We start from the raw sequence: 14,495 nt of genomic DNA, 5'->3' as shown, positions 1-14,495 counted from the left end.
GGTGTGCTCCTGATTTACCAGTTCCATAGGGTGCCATCTTCAAGGCGGGCGACAGGCAGATACGCCGGGTCGTACGGATATTTCGCGGCCAGTTTCTCGTCGAATTCAATGCCCAGCCCCGCCTTTTCACCCGGATGCATGTAGCCGTTGTCGAAGCTCCAGCTGTGCGGGAAAACCTCCAGCATTTGCTCGGAATAACCCATGTATTCCTGCACACCGAAGTTTGGCACCCACAGATCGAAATGCAGCGCGGCGGCGTGGCAAATCGGCGACAGATCCGATGGACCGTGTGAACCGGTGCGCACCTGGTAGAGTGAGGCGAAATCAGCAATCCGCCGCATACCGGTGATCCCGCCCGCATGGGTGATGGTAGTGCGGATGTAATCGATAAGCTGTTCTTCGATCAGCTGTTTGCAGTCCCAGATGCTGTTGAAAACTTCCCCGACAGCAATCGGCGTAACGGTATGTTGGCGAATCAGGCGGAAGCATTCCTGGTTTTCAGCAGGCGTCGGATCTTCCATCCAGAACATGCGAAACGCTTCAATGCTTTTACCAAACCGCGCTGCCTCAATCGGTGTCAGGCGGTGGTGCATGTCGTGGAGCAGATGTTCGTTAAAGCCAAACTGGTTGCGCACGGCGTCGAACAGTTTTGGCGTGAAATCGAGGTATTTTTCCGTCGACCACAGCTGCTCGTCCGGCCAGTGGCCTTTGGTCGCTGGTTCATACGCCAGCCCTTTGCCTTTCGACATGCCGTAAGTGGTTTTCATGCCCGGAACGCCGCATTGCACGCGGATGGCTTTGAATCCCTGTTCTTTATGACGGGCGTAATCTTCCAGGACATCGTCAATCGTGTGGCCGGTGGTGTGGCAATAAACCATAACACCTTCACGCGATGCTCCGCCCAAAAGCTGATAAAGCGGCATTCCGGCGGCTTTGGCTTTGATATCCCACAGCGCCATATCGACGGCAGAAATGGCCGACATCGTGACCGGTCCGCGCCGCCAGTACGCGCCTTTATAGAAGAACTGCCAGATGTCTTCGATGCGATGCGCATCGCGGCCAATCAACTGCGGACAGAGATGATCTTTTAGATAAGAGGCAACGGACAGCTCGCGTCCGTTTAAGGTGGCATCACCCAGGCCGACGATCCCGTCGTCAGTGGTGATTTTAAGCGTGACAAAATTACGCCCTGGGCAGGTAACAAAGACTTCGGCCCCGACAATTTTCATGATCCCGTTCCTTACATCGCTCGTTGTGATGCAAGAAACTTACGCAATTACGCAACTACCATACAAGTATAGCGATCAAAAAATCATCCATAGATCACAAATAAAACGCTTATGCGCGCCCCCAGCCCGCCACGATAATCAACATGCCGCACAGGGCAATCGCAGCCCCTGCCCAGTCATAGGCGCTGAGCTTCACGCCGTCGACCACCCGTAGCCAGACAAGTGCGGTACAGACATAGACGCCGCCGTAGGCAGCGTAGACTCGTCCGCTGGCCGCCGGATGTAACGTCAGTAGCCAGACAAACAGCGCCAGCGCGATCCCAGCCGGAAGGAGCAGTAATACCGAGGCTCCGCGTTTCAGCCATAGCCACGGCAGAAAACAGCCAATGATTTCGCACAAGGCAGTCGCAAAGAAAAGTAAGGTGGTTTTAATCATTTTGGCGTTTGAGTGAGATTAGGTTTAACCATGATACGCGATAATTGCGTGGCTAATTCCATAACCGACACGAGGATATGCCCCCTTTTCGGATTGGTGTAGAATTGGTCTCGGGTACACCCAATATAAGGAACATGCAATGAGTACACTAAGCAAACGCTTCTGTCTGGCGGCCATGCTCTCTCTGACGGCTTTTGCCTTCACTGCGCCCGCCTCTGCCGACACCAGCAAACTGATCATCGAATCAGGTGACAGTGCGCAAAGTCGCCAGAATGCCGCGATGGATAAAGAGCAATGGAATGACACCCGCAGCCTGCGCCAGAAAGTGAACAAACGTGCCGAAAAAGAGTGGGACAAAGACGACGTCGCCTTTGATGCACGGGATAACTGTCAGCAAAGTGCGAACGTGAATGCCTACTGGGAGCCTAATACGCTGCGCTGCCTTGATCGTCGTACCGGGCGTACGGTAGCACCTTAATATTGACTGCCTGAAGGATGATTATGGCCAGCCCGTTAACAGTAAAACTCAGACCGCTGGAGCGCGAGGATTTGCGCTTTGTCCACCAGCTCGACAATAACGCCAGCGTCATGCGCTACTGGTTCGAAGAGCCGTACGAGGCTTTTGTCGAGCTGTCGGATCTTTACGATAAACATATTCACGACCAGAGCGAGCGCCGTTTCGTTGTCGAATGCGACGGCGAAAAGGCCGGTCTGGTCGAGCTGGTTGAGATCAACCACGTCCACCGTCGGGCGGAATTTCAGATAATTATTTCGCCAGAATACCAGGGCAAAGGCCTTGCGACGCGCGCAGCGAAACTGGCGATGGACTACGGATTTACGGTTCTCAACCTGTATAAACTGTATCTGATTGTTGATAAAGAAAATGAAAAAGCCATCCACATTTACCGCAAGCTTGGGTTTATGGTGGAGGGCGAACTGATTCATGAATTCTTTATTAACGGCGAGTACCGCAACACCATTCGAATGTGTATTTTCCAGGATAAGTATCTGGCAGAGCACAGGTCGTCCGGAACCCACCTGTTGAAGCCTACGGCGCAGTAATGCGTTTGTTGCCGGGTGGCGGCTTCGCCTTACCCGGCGTACAACACCGATTTATCAATAATATTCAATACTGTTTTTGATCGTGTACTTATGCTCAACAGCCGGTTTTACGCTGTCGTCCGTCATCTGTAACTCACAACTGACCGGGTTGTCGTGACGATCGTAATCACAGCTCTGTTTCACCGTACCCAGCGGTTTATCGTTGAGCAGGCTGATGGCGGAATAATCCAGTTTTTTACGTTTATCTTTCGATGGCGTAGCCGAAACCGAGAGATGCTGATCGCCTGAAACCGTGGTTTTACCCAGCGGATAACCGTCTGCGTCGTAGCGATATTTCACTTCCATCGCCTTACCGTGTGCGGTCACGATAAACCCGTTATCGTCCGTATCCCAGGTGACGCCCGCAGAGGGTAATTCGGCTAACTGGCATTTACCCTGCAGCTTAATTTTCTGCTGCTGCGTTTCGGCATCCACATAAAAATTGGCGTCCAGCACCAGAGCTACGCCAGTGTTTGCGTCCAGATCGTGCAACTCCAGGGTATCGAAACACCCTTCTTGCGAAAGCGATCCTGTTACGCGCTTACTCACTTCCCCTTTTTCATTGAACAGCGTCTGGGTGAAGTCTTTTACCGGCCCGCGCAGGGGATCAAAATCAAATTCATTTGAAAAGCTGGCCATCTCCGGCGTAAAAGACAGCGGCCCGGAGGCGTTATCGCACCCTGCCAGCAGGCTGGTCAGCCCAATCATTACTGCTAGTTTCTTCACATTCTCACCGATGCGTGGAAATTAATCCCAATCATATTAGCCAATATAGATGTAAACATTATAGCGAAACCGCATCGGCAATTTATCACTTTATGTGTTAGCAAGCGTCAGGCCAGAACCGCCTCCACAATCGACAAATACGACGGCGTGTGGATTATTCGATTAATCTTCAGCCCGACGTTACCCAACATTTCTGCATACTCTTTCTCCGTGCGCGCCCGTCCGCCGTCGAAGCCCGACAGCAAGATTAGATCCATCTCATATCTCCCCTGCTCGTTATCCTTTTCTTTAATCATCGGCTCCAGAATTAATAAGCGTGAACTGGCTTTCATCGCTTTGCGACAGGTTTTTAATATCTGGCTGGCTTTGTCGTCCGGCCAGTCCATCAAAATATATTTCAGCATATAAATATCAGCGACCGGACAGGCTTCAAAAAAACTTCCTGCCACGGTTTCCCAGCGCGAATCGTCGCCCAATAAATGCAGGCTGTTTTCAGTCACGACGTTTGGGCGATCAAATAAAATACCGTGCAGCGTTGGATTTCGGCGTAAAACCGTTAATAGAAGATTCCCCAATCCACCGGCAATATCAACGACCGTGGCATTTTCCGGGAATTGATAATTATCCACCAGGATGTCGTTTTCAACGCTCGACATAGATGCCATCCTGGCATGAAAACCGTCGTCGCCGGACGGCGTTTTTTTCGTGCCCCAGTACTCGTAAAAAGGCATGCCAAATAATTCGTTGAAGACCGGTTTGCCTTTGACGATATCCGTCATTTCGCCAGCGGGCTGCCACATGGTTTTATCCGTCAACATCAACACCCCTTCACGCAGGGAGTACGGGGTATCTGATCGCAGAAACTGTGCGGCGGGAGTGAGACTGAACAGGCCGTCGTCGGTCATTTTAAACACGTCGCGTGAAGCCAGCGTGCGCAACACCCGATACAAAAATCCGGCATCCACGTGCAATTCCTGCGCGAGCTGTTCTGCGGTTTTCGCTTCGTCTTTCAGATGATCCGCAACCCGTAATAACGCCGCGGTGCGTAGCGCGGCTTGCCAGACAAACCCCATGCTTTGTTCTAACACATACATGCCATCACGACGTTCTTTATCCGATAAACTTTTTTGGCTTAACATTTTGTTTCTCCTGTGACGATATAGGTAAAGTACAGAATTAAAATGAAACGTCCGCCAACAAGCCTAATGGGATTAAATAAATTAGCCACCAAATAAAATTTATTCTTTTTTATCATCATGGCAATTAAAATCCACGCCATCAGAAATAGCGTACATTAATATGGCCAGCAATTGACTCTATTAGATGACTACTCATCACAGAATTAAATAATCACATCTCGCACCTAACCCAGGTAAATTAACCACTCGGATTTTTCAGAAAATTTCTCTGCAATACAGCTATTTACATTATCCCTGCTAAAATAAAGTCCACACACAGAGATAAGGAGCTAGATATGAAACGGTTACCCTGGATTACCGCGCTGCTGTTAACGAGTATTTCTCCTGCGGTGCTGGCCGCTCCAGACTCCTGCGAGCGAGTGAAAAGCGACATCCAGCAGCGAATCATCAACAATGGCGTACCCGAGTCTGGATTTAGCCTGAACATCGTTCCCGGCGATCAAGCGGATCAACCTGACGCGCAGGTCGTCGGGCATTGCGCCAACGATACGTTCAAAATTCTTTATACGCGCACCAGCAGCGGCAATGCTGCCAGCAGCGCGGGCGCACAGGACAATACCCAAAGCGAACCGCAGTAATTTCATCGCAGAATTTCCCTTAGCTTGATAAGGATTAAGGTTTATTACCCCTGAATAGGTAAAACTCACTCCATCATTAGCCCGGTTGTAATCGCGGGTGCTTATCACACGCAATGACAAAGATGGAGTGAGTCATGTCCGATGTCGAACATCACGGCGGGATTAGCCGTCGAGCGTTGGTTAAATCCACTGCAATTGGCTCACTGGCGCTCGCAGCCGGTGGGATCTCTTTACCCTTCGGCCTCAAAAGCGCCGCTGCCGCCGTGCAACAGGCTGTAAACCCTGCCGCTGATAAAGTGGTCTGGGGTGCCTGTTCGGTTAACTGCGGCAGCCGCTGCGCCCTGCGATTACACGTCAAAGATGACGAAGTTTACTGGGTCGAAACCGACAACACCGGTGAAGACATTTACGGCGATCACCAGGTTCGCGCCTGCCTGCGCGGCCGCTCAATACGCCGCAGAATTAACCATCCCGATCGACTCAACTACCCGATGAAGCGCGTGGGCAAACGCGGCGAAGGTAAGTTTGAGCGCATCAGTTGGGATGAAGCGCTGGATACCCTCACCAAAAACCTGAAAAGTGTGGTGGAGAAATACGGTAATGAAGCCGTGTACATCAACTACTCTTCCGGGATCGTCGGCGGCAACATCACCCGCTCCTCGCCTTACGCCTCGCTGGTCGCACGTCTGATGAACTGCTACGGCGGTTTCCTCAGCCATTATGGCACCTACAGCACCGCGCAAATTGCCTGCGCCATGCCTTACACCTACGGCACCAACGACGGTAACAGCACCTCGGATATCGAAAACACCAAACTGGTGGTGATGTTCGGCAACAATCCGGCGGAAACGCGAATGAGCGGCGGCGGGATCACTTACTTCCTCGAGCAGGCACGTGAACGTTCAAATGCGCGCATGATCGTCATCGACCCGCGCTATACCGACACCGCCGCCGGGCGTGAAGATGAGTGGATCCCTATTCGTCCAGGCACCGACGCCGCGCTGGTCGCCGGTATCGCATGGGTGTTAATCGATGAGAATCTCGTCGATCAGCCGTTCCTCGATAAATACTGCGTCGGCTACGACGAAAAAACGCTGCCTGCCGATGCGCCCGCAAACGGTCACTACAAAGCCTACATTCTCGGTCAGGGTGAAGACGGCACGGCCAAAACGCCTGAGTGGGCGTCGCGCATCACCGGCATTCCCGTCGACAGAATCATCAAACTGGCGCGCGAAATCGGCAGCGCCAAACCGGCGTATATCTGCCAGGGCTGGGGTCCGCAGCGTCAGGCCAACGGCGAACTGACGTCGCGGGCCATTGCCATGCTGCCGATTCTAACCGGCAACGTGGGGATCAACGGCGGCAACAGCGGCGCGCGTGAATCCACCTACACCATCACCATCGAGCGCATGCCACTGCCGGACAACCCGGTGAAAACGCAGATCTCCTGCTTTAGCTGGACCGATGCGATTGTGCGTGGCCCGGAGATGACCGCCACGCGTGATGGGGTACGCGGTAAAGATAAGCTGGATGTGCCAATCAAGTTCATCTGGAATTACGCCGGGAACACCATCACCAACCAGCATTCCGATATCAATAAAACCCATGATATTTTGCAGGACGAAAGCCTGTGCGACACCATTGTGGTGATCGACAACTTCATGACCTCGTCGGCGAAATACGCCGATATTCTGCTGCCGGACCTGATGACTGTCGAACAGGAAGACATTATTCCTAACGACTACGCGGGCAACATGGGCTATCTGATTTTCCTCCAGCCCGTCACCGCGCCTAAATTTGAACGTAAACCGATCTACTGGATCATGAGCGAAGTGGCGAAACGCCTGGGGCCGGATGTTTATCAGCAATTCACCGAAGGCCGCACGCAAGAGCAGTGGTTAAAGCTTCTGTATGCGAAAATGCTTGAAAAAGATCCTAAACTGCCGTCTTACGAGGCGCTAAAAGAGATGGGGATTTACAAGCGCAAAGACCCGAACGGTCACTTTGTGGCCTACAAAAAGTTCCGCGACAATCCGGAAGCCAACCCGCTGAAAACCCCGTCGGGCAAAATCGAAATCTACTCCAGCCAACTGGCGAAAATCGCTAACAGCTGGGAGCTGGAGAAAGACGAAACCATCAGCCCGCTCCCGGTCTATGCCTCCACGTTTGACGGTTGGGACGCGCCTGAACGCAGCCAGTTCCCGTTACAAATGTTTGGTTTCCACTTTAAGGCCCGCACCCATTCAAGCTACGGTAATATTGATATCTTACAGGCGGCCTGTCGTCAGGAAGTGTGGCTTAATCCAGTCGATGCCGGCCAGCGTGGCATTCAAAATGGCGATCTGGTGCGCGTATTTAACACTCGTGGAGAGTTGCGCATTCCCGCTAAAGTCACGCCGCGCATCATGCCGGGCGTGAGCGCAATGGGCCAGGGCGCGTGGCACGAAGCCAACATGACCGGCGACCGCGTGGATCATGGTTCCTGTATCAATACGCTTACTACACACCGCCCTTCGCCGCTGGCGAAAGGTAACCCGCAGCACACCAACCTGGTGCAGATCGAGAAGGTTTAAAGGAACGCAGTGATGAATGAAGTTTTACCCCGCGAGTCGTTCGCATTAAGTGCCAGGGTGCTGGGAGCCTTGTTTTACTTTTCACCGGAAAGTGAGCAAACCGCTCCGCTGGTCACGGCCCTGACCACAACCGACTGGTATCAGGACTGGCCGCTGGAGCAGGCAAGCTTATTGCCTGTCGCTGAAACCCTGCGCACTTCATCAGATGAGCCGCTGCCCGACGCCTGGCAGCGTCTGTTTATCGGCCCGTGGGCACTGCCCGCGCCGCCGTGGGGTTCCGTCTGGCTCGATCGTGAGTCGGTGCTGTTTGGTGACTCGACCCTTGCCCTGCGCCAGTGGATGCGTGATAACAGCATCGCTTTTGAAATGAAGCAGAACGAGCCGGAAGATCATTTTGGCACGCTGCTGATGCTGGCCGCCTGGCTTGCCGAAAACGAACGAGACGCCGAACGCGATCAACTCCTGGCATGGCATTTGCTGCCGTGGAGCCAGCGCTTCTTGACGGTGTTTATTGAACAGGCCAACCATCCGTTTTACGCTGGCATTGCTCAGCTCGCCCGTCTGACGCTGGCCGATTGGCATTCCGCGCTGCTCATTCCGGTCGCAGACAAAACGCTTTACCGATAATCCTCTCTTCGCACGGCACATCTGGTGCCGTGCGAAACCCTTTTTTGTTACGGTGTCACTTTCCGATTTCTCTCTTTAGGACAATTCTGCCCGTTTCCGCTCAGCCCTTATCCCATAAGGCGTAACAGCCTGTTTACATTGTTATCGTCTCTCAACTCATTTCGCGCTTCGCTGGAACCCTTCCCATTCGCTTGCTATAGCTCAATTACCCCTGCCGAAACATGGCATAACAACAGGCAATCAATGGGTTGCTTTACTCTAAATAATTCAAGTTGCTTGAAGGCGGCAAACCCGAGAATCCCCAGGAGCTTACTCAAGTAAGTGACTGGGGTGAGCGGGTGCAGCCAACGCATAAGCAACTTGAAGTATGACGGGTATATAACGCATGCGCACAGGGAGACACACCGCAATGCACTCATCTTTACTCAAACGCACGCTGCTTTTCATCGCCGCGATTGTTGCCGTTCTCGCGCTCCTTGCGTGGGGAATTGGTCTGGATACGATCAAAGCGCGCCAGGTTGACCTGCTGTATCTCGGTCAACAGCACCTGATTTTGGTGTTCTCTTCGATGTTCTTTGCCCTGCTGGTCGGGATTCCAAGCGGGATTTTGCTCAGCCGCCCGGCGGCACGTGGCACCGCCGAATACGTGATGCAGATCTTTAACGTCGGCAACACGCTTCCTCCGCTGGCGGTGCTGGCGCTGGCAATGGTGGTGCTGGGCATTGGCGATACCCCGGCGATCATCGCGCTGTTCCTTGCCTCACTGCTGCCGATTGTGCGTAACACCTATGCCGGGCTGTGCTCGGTGCCCGCTTCGCTGCTGGAAGCCGCGAACGGTATCGGGATGACCAAATGGCAGCGTCTGCGTCAGGTGGAAATTCCGAACGCCTGGCCGGTGATGCTCTCAGGCATTCGCATTGCGACGGCGATCAACGTCGGGACCGCCCCGTTGGCGTTCCTGATTGGTGCCAGCAGTTACGGTGAATTGATTTTCCCAGGCATCTATCTGAATGATTTCCCGACGCTGATTCTGGGCGCGGCGGCTACGGCGCTGTTCGCGCTGATTCTGGACACGCTACTGGCTGCGCTGGGCCGTCTGATGAGCCCACATATCGCACGATAACAATAACAAGGAGCACGTATGAGACTGTTTTCACGCCTTGCGGGGCTGGTTGCCGCCGCGTTTCTGGTCAGCCAGGCTCAGGCCGCACCGCTGATTCTGGCGACCAAGAGTTTTACCGAACAGCATATTTTGTCCGCGATGACCGTCCAGTATCTGCAGAAGAAAGGGTTTCAGGTTCAGCCACAAACCAACATCGCGACGGTGATTTCCCGTAACGCGATGATCAACAAGCAGATTGATATGACGTGGGAATACACCGGGACCTCACTGATCATCTTCAACCACATCAACAAACGTATGTCGCCGCAGGAGTCGTACGACACGGTGAAACGCCTGGACGCGAAGCACGGCCTGGTGTGGCTCAAACCGGCGGACATGAACAACACCTACGCGTTCGCCATGCAGCGCAAACGCGCCGACGCCGAGCACATCAATACGATGTCAGAGATGGTGGCGAAAATTGAACAGATTCGCAAAACCGACCCGGATAACAACTGGCTGCTGGGCCTGGACCTCGAATTTGCCGGGCGTAGCGACGGCATGAAGCCATTGCAGGAAGCTTACCAGATGAGTCTGGACCGCCCGCAAATACGCCAGATGGACCCCGGTCTGGTGTATAACGCGGTGCGCGACGGCTTTGTCGATGCCGGACTTATCTACACCACCGACGGGCGCGTGAAAGGTTTCGACCTGAAAGTGCTGGAAGATGACAAAGGCTTCTTCCCGAGCTATGCCGTGACGCCGGTGGTGCGTAAAGACACGCTGGAAGCCAATCCGGGTCTGGAAGCAGCGCTCAATACGCTTTCCGGTCAGCTCAATAACGACGTTATCACCGAGCTCAATAAAAAGGTTGATATCGACCATCAGTCACCGCAGCAGGTCGCCCGTGATTTCCTGCGTAGCAAACAGCTGCTGTAAGGAGGCGCTATGGAGACGATTCACTACATTATTGATAACTGGGATTATTTATTAACGCTGACCTTCCAGCACCTGTGGCTGGTGGCGCTGGCGGTCGGGCTGGCGATTATCATCGGCGTACCGCTGGGGATTTTGATCGTGCGTCACAAATGGCTGGCCACGCCGGTGTTGGGCATCGCGACCATCGTGCTGACGATCCCGTCGATTGCCCTGTTTGGTCTGATGATCCCGCTCTTTTCGATGGTCGGTCAGGGTATTGGTGCCCTGCCCGCCGTCACCGCCGTGTTCCTGTACTCGCTGTTGCCGATTGTGCGTAACACCCACACCGCGCTGGACAGCCTGCCACCGGGCCTGCGCGAAGCCGGACGCGGGATCGGAATGACTTTCTGGCAACGTCTACGTTGGGTGGAAATCCCGATGGCGCTGCCGGTGATATTTGGCGGTATCCGCACCGCCGTGGTCATGAACATTGGCGTTATGGCGATCGCTGCGGTGATCGGCGCGGGTGGCCTGGGTCTGCTGTTACTCAACGGCATAGGCGGAAGCGACATTCGTATGCTGATTGCCGGTGCCTTAATGATTTGTCTTTTAGCTATTGTGCTCGACTGGTTGCTGCATCGCCTGCAGGTCGTGCTGACTCCGAAGGGGATTCGATAATGATAAAACTGGAAAACCTCACTAAACAATTTTCACAGAAAGGCGGCCAGCTGGTTAAAGCCGTGGACAATGTTAATCTGAATGTTCCCGAAGGGGAAATGTGCGTCCTGCTGGGACCATCGGGCTGCGGTAAAACCACCACGCTGAAGATGATCAACCGTCTGATTGCGCCCAGCAGCGGCAATATTTTGATTAACGGCGAAAATACTAACGAAATGGACACCGTCACGCTGCGCCGTAATATTGGCTACGTTATCCAGCAGATTGGCCTGTTCCCTAACATGACCATCGAAGAGAACATTACCGTCGTGCCACGGATGCTGGGCTGGGACAAAGCGCGCAGCAAAGCGCGGGCCGAAGAGCTGATGGACATGGTGGCGATGGACCCGCACAAGTTCCTCAATCGCTATCCGCGAGAAATGTCCGGCGGACAGCAGCAGCGTATCGGCGTGATCCGTGCGCTGGCTGCCGATCCTCCGGTGCTGCTGATGGATGAACCGTTTGGCGCTGTGGACCCGATCAACCGCGAGGTTATCCAGAATCAGTTCCTCGAAATGCAACGTAAGCTGAAAAAGACGGTGATGCTTGTCAGTCATGATATCGACGAAGCGCTCAAGCTCGGAGATCGTATCGCTGTGTTCCGCCAGGGCCGTATCGTGCAGTGCGCGAGCCCCGACGAGCTGCTGGCGAAACCGGCCAATGAATTTGTCGGCTCCTTTGTCGGGCAGGACCGCACGCTGAAACGCCTGCTGTTAGTCTCGGCGGGTGATGTCACCGACCAGCAGCCGACGATCACCGTGCGCGAATCCACCGCCCTGCCAGAGGCGTTTGCTACGATGGACGACAACGATATTCGTGCTATCACCGTGGTCGATGAAGAGGGCAAACCGCTGGGCTTTGTGAAACGTCGCGAGGCGCGTCACGCCACGGGCGCCTGCGCGGACATGCTGCACCCGTTCCGCATGACGGGCAAAGCAGAAGATAACCTGCGCGTGGTGCTGTCGCGCCTGTATGAGAGCAATACCAGCTGGATGCCGATCGTCGATGAAGACGGACGCTATAACGGTGAGATTTCGCAGGATTATATCGCGGAGTATCTGAGTTCAGGACGTACCCGTCGGGCGCTGAATATTCACGAAAGCTAGTGTTAGAGCCGGGCAGTCAGGACTGCTGCCCGGTTTTGGCGTTACGCGACAACCTTCTCAACGGAAAAGGTGCTGTCCAGCATCGTCAAATCGATGTAACGCGCCAGATCACGCTGCTCGGCGCGCGGGAGATACGGCAGTTCACCCACCAGCGGGCCCTGCAGCTTTTTGCTTAATACGTCGATGATTTCGGCGTAATGGGCCAGTCCTGGGTTAATACGGTTAGCCACCCAGCCAATCAGCGGTAAACCGTCGTTGGCAATGGCCTGAGCGGTCAACAGCGCGTGGTTGATACACCCTTCCTGAATGCCCACCACCATCAGTACCGGCAGCTGTTCCTGCACCACCCACTCCGATAACGGGCGCAAATCGTTCATCAGGCTGCGCCATCCGCCGGTGCCTTCAATGACTACGTGATCGACCTGGTCACCGAGATTCGCCAACCCGTTCGACAGCAACGAATAATTGATCAAACCGCTGTGCGCGACGCTGCTTTCGTCTTCACTCAGCGCAATAGGGTTAATGGCCTGATAAGGCAGCTCAAGGCTTGAGACACTTTGCAGCACCAGCGCATCTTTATTGCGTAGTCCATCTGGCGTCTCTTTACTTCCTTTCGCGACCGGTTTATACCCTGCCACACTCTTACCGCCTGCCGCCAGGGCCTGCAGCAAAGCGCGGGACACCACCGTCTTACCGACAGAAGTATCAGTACCCGTTACAAAGAAACGCTTAAGCATCACTCACTCCACCTTTTGGGCATATGCTTTGAAAATATAAACCAAGTAAATAATTCAGTGGAGTGAGTCTAAGGTATGCGCCGTCGGTCCAGATTGAGATAGCGCAATTTTTATGAGATCAGCGAAAAAGAGTTATCCCTGCAGCAGACGAATCAATAATGAGCCGTTATACATCGCATCTTTCACCAGCGCTGCACCGGCCATCGTGCCCTGATTGGAAAATTGCGTGCTCTCGACCACCATATTCTTACTGTAGGCCGGGAGGGATTGCTGGCGAATACAGTCGGTAATCGCCGGGAAGAGAATATCCGCGGCCTGATTCAGCGGCGAGCCAATGAGGATTTTTTGCGGATTAAACAAATTCACCATAATGGCGAGAATACGCCCAACGTTATTACCCACGCCGGTGATAATGTCCTTCGCCAGCAGATCGCCCTGCCGCGCCGCGCCGCACAATGACTCTATGGTCAACGGCTGGCCGTGCAGCGAGGAGCTCATCGACTGACTCAAACGCAGCTGCGCCAGATCCATCACGCTCTCAACGCTGGCAATCGTTTCCAGACAGCCGTGGTTGCCGCAATAGCAGCGTTTACCGTAAGGATCGACCTGCGTATGGCCAATCTCCACCAGGCTGCTGCTGCCTGCATGAAGCAGACGCCCATCGGTAATCACCCCCGCGCCAACGTTATGATCAATCACCACCTGAATCACGTCGCGTGCGCCGCGAGACGCGCCGAATAACGCTTCCGCCATCGTCCAGGCGCTGATGTCATGCTGAATATAAACCGGCACGCCGGTGTGATTCTCCAGCACTTCGCCGAGCGGCATGTCTTTTACATCGTCGTAAAACGGCATGCGATGCACAATGCCATTCTCCGTATCAATGATTCCCGGCATGGTGATGGCAATAGATGTCAGACGCTCCAGCTTCTGCTGGTGGCGAATAAAGAACTGATCGATATGGGCAATAATGCGTTCAAGCAGGGTTTGCTCTGACTGAAGCGGCAGTTCAAGCCGGTCTTCGACCACCAGCTTACTGCTTAAATCGCGCAGGGCGAGGATCACTTCAGCACGGCTGATGCGAATAGACAGGTAGTGCCAGGCTTCGGTTTCCACCACCAGCCCGACCGCAGGACGGCCACGACTGCCAGGCTCCTGGATTTCCGTCTCCTGAACCAGATGGGCTTCCAGCATTTCACGTACAATTTTGGTAATACTGGCTGGCGCCAGTTGAGCCAGACGAGAAAGATCGATACGCGAGACCGGGCCAAGCTGATCAATCAGGCGATACACCGCGCCCGCGTTGGTCTGCTTAATTTGATCAATATGTCCTGGCTGACTATCAGCAACCACCGCTTACATCCTTATTTTTCGCGCTTCGAAATAAACTTTGGGCTATGGTGAAGCACTTCGCAGGCAATCGTCAAATTTAAACTTAGCCATGTG

General features: G+C 53.9%; 15 protein-coding genes. 9 read left to right on the top strand and 6 right to left on the bottom strand.

The window, feature by feature from the left end:
- Positions 1-14 precede the first annotated feature (14 nt).
- Both manD and C3708_RS00855 read right to left on the bottom strand, forming a co-directional pair.
- Complete coding sequence (gene manD / locus C3708_RS00860) at positions 15-1,229, bottom strand: D-mannonate dehydratase ManD (RefSeq protein ID WP_095281924.1); 1,215 nt, start codon at positions 1,227-1,229, stop codon at positions 15-17.
- 109 nt (positions 1,230-1,338) lie between these two features.
- Complete coding sequence (locus C3708_RS00855; RefSeq protein WP_103946336.1) at positions 1,339-1,665, bottom strand: YnfA family protein; 327 nt, start codon at positions 1,663-1,665, stop codon at positions 1,339-1,341.
- A gap of 139 nt (positions 1,666-1,804) precedes the next feature.
- Here C3708_RS00855 and C3708_RS00850 point away from each other — a divergent pair, with 139 nt between their 5' ends.
- Together C3708_RS00850 and speG are read left to right on the top strand one after the other, a co-directional pair.
- Complete coding sequence (locus tag C3708_RS00850) at positions 1,805-2,143, top strand: DUF1283 family protein (RefSeq protein WP_095281922.1); 339 nt, start codon at positions 1,805-1,807, stop codon at positions 2,141-2,143.
- Positions 2,144-2,166: 23 nt separating this feature from the next.
- Positions 2,167-2,727, top strand: coding sequence for a spermidine N1-acetyltransferase (gene speG / locus C3708_RS00845; protein WP_095281921.1), 561 nt, complete (start codon positions 2,167-2,169; stop codon positions 2,725-2,727).
- Positions 2,728-2,781: 54 nt separating this feature from the next.
- On the opposite strand, the gene C3708_RS00840 is transcribed toward speG, so the two are convergent.
- Both C3708_RS00840 and C3708_RS00835 read right to left on the bottom strand, forming a co-directional pair.
- Positions 2,782-3,492, bottom strand: coding sequence for a YnfC family lipoprotein (locus tag C3708_RS00840; protein ID WP_095281920.1), 711 nt, complete (start codon positions 3,490-3,492; stop codon positions 2,782-2,784).
- A 107-nt stretch (positions 3,493-3,599) separates the two neighbouring features.
- The gene (locus C3708_RS00835; protein ID WP_103949020.1) at positions 3,600-4,631 is read right to left on the bottom strand and encodes a methyltransferase; all 1,032 of its coding nucleotides are present in this window, start codon (positions 4,629-4,631) and stop codon (positions 3,600-3,602) included.
- Between the two features lie 335 nt (positions 4,632-4,966).
- Here C3708_RS00835 and C3708_RS00830 point away from each other — a divergent pair, with 335 nt between their 5' ends.
- From C3708_RS00830 to osmV, 7 genes are all read left to right on the top strand, one after another.
- Positions 4,967-5,269, top strand: coding sequence for a DUF1161 domain-containing protein (locus C3708_RS00830; protein WP_095281918.1), 303 nt, complete (start codon positions 4,967-4,969; stop codon positions 5,267-5,269).
- Positions 5,270-5,403: 134 nt separating this feature from the next.
- Positions 5,404-7,842: a selenate/tellurate reductase subunit YnfE gene (gene ynfE, locus C3708_RS00825; protein ID WP_103949021.1), complete on the top strand. Its 2,439-nt coding sequence runs from the start codon at positions 5,404-5,406 to the stop codon at positions 7,840-7,842.
- A gap of 12 nt (positions 7,843-7,854) precedes the next feature.
- Positions 7,855-8,469 carry a Tat proofreading chaperone DmsD gene (gene dmsD, locus C3708_RS00820; protein WP_103949022.1) on the top strand — a complete coding sequence of 205 codons (615 nt, stop codon included), beginning with the start codon at positions 7,855-7,857 and terminating at the stop codon, positions 8,467-8,469.
- 409 nt (positions 8,470-8,878) lie between these two features.
- Positions 8,879-9,592, top strand: a complete 714-nt coding sequence (gene osmY, locus C3708_RS00810; protein WP_095281914.1) for an osmoprotectant ABC transporter permease OsmY — start codon at positions 8,879-8,881, stop codon at positions 9,590-9,592.
- A gap of 18 nt (positions 9,593-9,610) precedes the next feature.
- Complete coding sequence (osmX, locus tag C3708_RS00805; RefSeq protein WP_103946340.1) at positions 9,611-10,510, top strand: osmoprotectant ABC transporter substrate-binding protein OsmX; 900 nt, start codon at positions 9,611-9,613, stop codon at positions 10,508-10,510.
- A 9-nt stretch (positions 10,511-10,519) separates the two neighbouring features.
- On the top strand, positions 10,520-11,167 hold the full coding sequence (gene osmW / locus C3708_RS00800; RefSeq protein WP_095281912.1) for an osmoprotectant ABC transporter permease OsmW: 648 nt from the start codon (positions 10,520-10,522) through the stop codon (positions 11,165-11,167).
- Positions 11,167-12,312 carry an osmoprotectant ABC transporter ATP-binding protein OsmV gene (gene osmV / locus C3708_RS00795; RefSeq protein ID WP_095281911.1) on the top strand — a complete coding sequence of 382 codons (1,146 nt, stop codon included), beginning with the start codon at positions 11,167-11,169 and terminating at the stop codon, positions 12,310-12,312. Before osmW ends, osmV begins: the two co-directional genes overlap by 1 nt.
- A gap of 41 nt (positions 12,313-12,353) precedes the next feature.
- On the opposite strand, the gene bioD is transcribed toward osmV, so the two are convergent.
- Positions 12,354-13,049 (bottom strand): dethiobiotin synthase, encoded by a 696-nt coding sequence (bioD, locus tag C3708_RS00790; protein WP_095281910.1) that lies wholly within the window; start codon positions 13,047-13,049, stop codon positions 12,354-12,356.
- A gap of 132 nt (positions 13,050-13,181) precedes the next feature.
- Positions 13,182-14,402 (bottom strand): sugar metabolism global transcriptional regulator Mlc, encoded by a 1,221-nt coding sequence (gene mlc / locus C3708_RS00785; RefSeq protein WP_103946342.1) that lies wholly within the window; start codon positions 14,400-14,402, stop codon positions 13,182-13,184.
- Positions 14,403-14,495: the final 93 nt, after the last annotated feature.

Origin of the sequence: Lelliottia sp. 7254-16, from assembly GCF_002922995.1 — a bacterium.
In the GTDB taxonomy this organism is placed as follows: Bacteria; Pseudomonadota; Gammaproteobacteria; order Enterobacterales; family Enterobacteriaceae; genus Enterobacter; species Enterobacter jeotgali.
This window is presented reverse-complemented; position numbering and strand designations above follow the sequence as displayed.

What these genes read in the sequence shown, in the direction of transcription:
- manD (WP_095281924.1), bottom strand. Translation starts at nt 1,229, where the DNA reads ATGAAAATTGTCGGGGCCGAAGTCTTTGTTACCTGCCCAGGGCGTAAT.
- C3708_RS00855 (WP_103946336.1), bottom strand. Translation starts at nt 1,665, where the DNA reads ATGATTAAAACCACCTTACTTTTCTTTGCGACTGCCTTGTGCGAAATC.
- C3708_RS00850 (WP_095281922.1), top strand. Translation starts at nt 1,805, where the DNA reads ATGAGTACACTAAGCAAACGCTTCTGTCTGGCGGCCATGCTCTCTCTG.
- speG (WP_095281921.1), top strand. Translation starts at nt 2,167, where the DNA reads ATGGCCAGCCCGTTAACAGTAAAACTCAGACCGCTGGAGCGCGAGGAT.
- C3708_RS00835 (WP_103949020.1), bottom strand. Translation starts at nt 4,631, where the DNA reads ATGTTAAGCCAAAAAAGTTTATCGGATAAAGAACGTCGTGATGGCATG.
- C3708_RS00830 (WP_095281918.1), top strand. Translation starts at nt 4,967, where the DNA reads ATGAAACGGTTACCCTGGATTACCGCGCTGCTGTTAACGAGTATTTCT.
- ynfE (WP_103949021.1), top strand. Translation starts at nt 5,404, where the DNA reads ATGTCCGATGTCGAACATCACGGCGGGATTAGCCGTCGAGCGTTGGTT.
- dmsD (WP_103949022.1), top strand. Translation starts at nt 7,855, where the DNA reads ATGAATGAAGTTTTACCCCGCGAGTCGTTCGCATTAAGTGCCAGGGTG.
- osmY (WP_095281914.1), top strand. Translation starts at nt 8,879, where the DNA reads ATGCACTCATCTTTACTCAAACGCACGCTGCTTTTCATCGCCGCGATT.
- osmX (WP_103946340.1), top strand. Translation starts at nt 9,611, where the DNA reads ATGAGACTGTTTTCACGCCTTGCGGGGCTGGTTGCCGCCGCGTTTCTG.
- osmW (WP_095281912.1), top strand. Translation starts at nt 10,520, where the DNA reads ATGGAGACGATTCACTACATTATTGATAACTGGGATTATTTATTAACG.
- osmV (WP_095281911.1), top strand. Translation starts at nt 11,167, where the DNA reads ATGATAAAACTGGAAAACCTCACTAAACAATTTTCACAGAAAGGCGGC.
- bioD (WP_095281910.1), bottom strand. Translation starts at nt 13,049, where the DNA reads ATGCTTAAGCGTTTCTTTGTAACGGGTACTGATACTTCTGTCGGTAAG.